Source organism: Caballeronia sp. (genome assembly GCF_028292365.1).
GTDB lineage: Bacteria > Pseudomonadota > Gammaproteobacteria > Burkholderiales > Burkholderiaceae > Caballeronia.
The window spans coordinates 1-3,460 of record NZ_JAQGMM010000462.1 but is presented as its reverse complement, the minus strand read 5'-3'; the positions used below and the strand labels follow the sequence as shown (position 1 = coordinate 3,460).

Annotated in this window: 4 protein-coding genes; all 4 read left to right on the top strand. The window is 60.1% G+C overall.

Annotation, left to right across the window (positions count from 1 at the left end; genetic code table 11):
• Positions 1-617 (top strand): heterodisulfide reductase-related iron-sulfur binding cluster (locus JWR14_RS27075; protein ID WP_299714806.1); only part of this gene is annotated, 617 nt, incomplete at its 5' end.
• Positions 618-832: 215 nt separating this feature from the next.
• Positions 833-2,134 carry an MFS transporter gene (locus JWR14_RS27070; protein WP_299714811.1) on the top strand — a complete coding sequence of 434 codons (1,302 nt, stop codon included), beginning with the start codon at positions 833-835 and terminating at the stop codon, positions 2,132-2,134.
• Between the two features lie 59 nt (positions 2,135-2,193).
• Positions 2,194-2,976, top strand: a complete 783-nt coding sequence (locus JWR14_RS27065; RefSeq protein ID WP_299714803.1) for an enoyl-CoA hydratase-related protein — start codon at positions 2,194-2,196, stop codon at positions 2,974-2,976.
• Between the two features lie 43 nt (positions 2,977-3,019).
• A partial coding sequence (locus JWR14_RS27060) for a CoA transferase (RefSeq protein WP_299714808.1) occupies positions 3,020-3,460 on the top strand: 441 nt, incomplete at its 3' end.

Sequence of the window (3,460 nt, the reverse complement as noted above, 5' to 3'; positions counted from 1 at the left end):
AGCGGCCGCTGTGCTGCGGGCGCACGTTCCTCTCGGCAGGCCGGGTCGACGAAGCGAAGGCCGAAGCGCGCCGAACGCTGGACACATTGCGCCCGTATATAGAACGCGGCGTGCCGGTTGTCGGTCTCGAACCGTCGTGCCTGCTTTCCTTCCGCGATGAATTCCTCGACTACGGTTATGGCGATGAAGCACGCAAGCTCTCGCAGTCATCGTTCTTGTTCGAGGAGTTCCTGGTCCGCGAGAAAGAGGCGGGACGCCTGCGACTTTCGCTGAAACCCCTCGCTCAGCCGAAGGCGCTGGTTCATGGTCACTGCCATCAAAAGGCCTTCGACGTATTTCGTCCCGTGCAGGCCGTGCTCGGCTGGATTCCTCAGCTTGAGGTCTCGGTGGTCGAGTCGTCGTGTTGCGGCATGGCCGGGAGTTTTGGTTACGAAGCCGAGCACTACGAAGCATCGAAGGCAATGGCGGAGTTGTCGTTGCTGCCTGCAGTGCGCAAGGCACAGGATGCAGTGATTGTTGCCGACGGCACCAGTTGCCGTCACCAGATAGCGGACGGCACGGATGCGAAGGCGCTGCACGTCGCCCAGGTATTGGCCGCGGCGCTAAGGGACTATTGATCAGCACGGGTTCACATAAACAGCGGACGGCGTCATATTCCGCGCATAGGAGACCAGCATGGCACGACCACGCAAACCCAGGATTCGCAGCATCGATTTAACGCCCATTCAATAAGCTTCAATAAGGCTTAAGTACACCTTTAGCAAGTTCCGGATGCAGTTCGCTTCGGGTGCCCGTGGGCGCCTTGATGAAGCACGTACTACTCAAGGAGACGATGATGTTCCGTCGAGCTACGACGCGCGTGCTGTTGCTGCTGTGCGCCATGTATTTCATTACCTATATTGACCGTGTCAATGTCAGTACCGCCGCCTCGCAGTTCGGCGCGGAACTGCACTTGTCGCATGTCCAGATCGGCTTTGTTTTTTCCGCATTTGCCTATCCGTATCTCGTCTTCCAGATTATTGGTGGATGGGTGGGGGACCGCTTCGGGCCGCGCCGGACGCTTGCCGTCTGCGCGGTGATCTGGGCGGGCGCCACGATCATGACCGGGCTGGCGGGCGGGTTCGTGTCGCTGATCATTGCGCGCTTGATGCTTGGGCTGGGCGAAGGGGCAACGTTCCCTACCGCCACCCGCGCAATGTCGAACTGGATGCCTGCCGATAAACGCGGCTTTGCACAAGGGACCACGCATGCCGCGTCCCGCATTGGTAATGCGGTAGCGCCGCCCTTGATCGTCTGGTTGATGATTGCAACGAGCTGGCGCGGTGCTTTCATCGTGACCGGGATCATCAGTTTCCTGTGGGCGATTGTCTGGATCTTTTATTTCCGCGATAACCCGCGCGACCACAAGAGCATTACCGCCGATGAGTGCGCCACGCTTTCGTCGTTCTCCGGCGTCAAGCAACGCGTGCCGGTTCCATGGCGGGCATTGCTGGGACGGATGGCGCCGGTGACCGCCGTGTACTTCTGCTACGGCTGGGTGTTGTGGCTCTTCCTTGGCTGGATTCCGCAGTACTTTCTCCACAACTATCACATGGAGCTGGGCAAGTCGGCATTGTTCGCTTCGGGCGTCTTTTTTGCTGGCGTGCTGGGTGACTGGCTTGGCGGCTCGGTCACGGATCGTATCCTGCGGCGCAGCGGGAATCTGCGCATGGCCCGTAATGTGATGGTCGGTATCTGCATGCTCCTGACGCTGCTTTCGCTTGCGCCCATCATGCTGGTGTCCAATATGTCGATCACGTTGGCCGCGGTGTGCCTGAGCGGCGGATTTTTCTTCAACGAGATGACGATCGGACCCATGTGGGCCGTGCCGATGGATATCGCCCCGAAGCATGCCGGCACCGCTAGCGGCATCATGAATTCGGGCTCCGCGTTAGCCGCGATTATCAGTCCCGTTGTGGGTGGTTTCCTGATCGACAAGACGGGGAACTGGAACCTGCCTTTCACGGTTTCCATGATCCTGATGGGCGTCGGCATTGTGCTCTCGTTCACCATGCGGCCGGATCGGGCGCTGGACGATGTTGCTGCGGGAGCTGAAGGAAAGGAAGGCGCTGAGCCGGCGAGGAAATTTGTTTAGATATTTGTTCAAAAGCGCGCTCGCGCCGCAAGCGGTTATTTCTTTCTCCAGGAGACGATGTGGCTGAACCATCCATCTTGATCGAACGCGAGGGGTTCATCGCGACGGTCGTCATCGATCGGCCCGCGAAGCTCAACGCAATGACCAAGCCGCTTTGGCAGTCGTTGGGAGAGGCTATTGATGCGCTCTCCGCCGATGACACCATCCGCTGCATCATCCTGCGCGGCGCCGGCGAGAAAGCCTTCTCGCCGGGCAACGACATAGCCGAGTTCCGGACCGATCGATCCAACGTCGAGCAAGCCCGTGCTTATGGGGCGATCATGCATCGCACGTTGTCGTCGCTGGGTGCATGCAGGCATCCGATTGTCGCGATGATTCACGGCATCTGCGTGGGCGGGGGACTTGAGATTGCCGCCATGTGCGATCTGCGAATCTGCGGCGAATCCAGCCGCTTCGGCGTGCCGATCAAGAACCTCGGCCTGGTGATGGCGCACGCCGAACTCGATGCGCTTGTGCAACTCGCGGGTCGCGCCGTCGCGCTCGAAATCCTGCTGGAAGGGCGCATTTTCGGAGCACAAGAAGCACTGGCCAAAGGACTCGTTACGCGGGTCGTCGCCGACGATCAGGTCACCGCCGAGACGCTTTCAACTGCTGCCCGGATTGCCGAGGGCGCGCCTTTGGTCGCACGCTGGCACAAGCAGTTCGTCATGCGCGCGATGAACCCGGCGCCGCTTACGCCCGAGGAGCGCGACGAAGGTTTCGCGTGCTTTGGCACGGAGGACTTTCGTACCGGGTATCAAGCCTTCCTCGACAAGGTCAAACCGGAATTCAAGGGGCGTTGAAATGCTCGAATCAGAAACAGGCAGCAAAGGCCCGCTTAGCGGGATGCGTGTCATCGAACTGGCTCACATCATGTCCGGACCCATCTGCGGAATGATGCTCGCCGACATGGGCGCCGATGTCATCAAGGTCGAGAAGATTCCAGGCGGCGATGATTGCCGCCGTTTCGCGCCCATCCTTGAAGGCGGCGAATCGGCGTCGTTCATGATCGTGAACCGCAACAAGCGTGGCGTTGCGATCAACCTCAAGACCGACGGCGGCCGCGAAGTACTGCGCAAGATGCTGGCCACCGCCGATGTCGTCACCGAGAACTATCGGCGCGGCACGATGGAAAAACTCGGCATGGGGTATGAAGCGCTCAGGGCCGAGAATCCCGGCTTGATCTATTGCGCGATTTCCGGCTTCGGACGCAGCGGACCGATGGCCGACAAAGGCGGCTTCGATCTCATCGCGCAAGGCATGAGCGGCCTCATGAGCATGACCGGC

Coding starts and splice junctions, on each gene's coding strand:
- JWR14_RS27070 (WP_299714811.1), top strand. CDS start 833: ATGATGTTCCGTCGAGCTACGACGCGCGTGCTGTTGCTGCTGTGCGCC.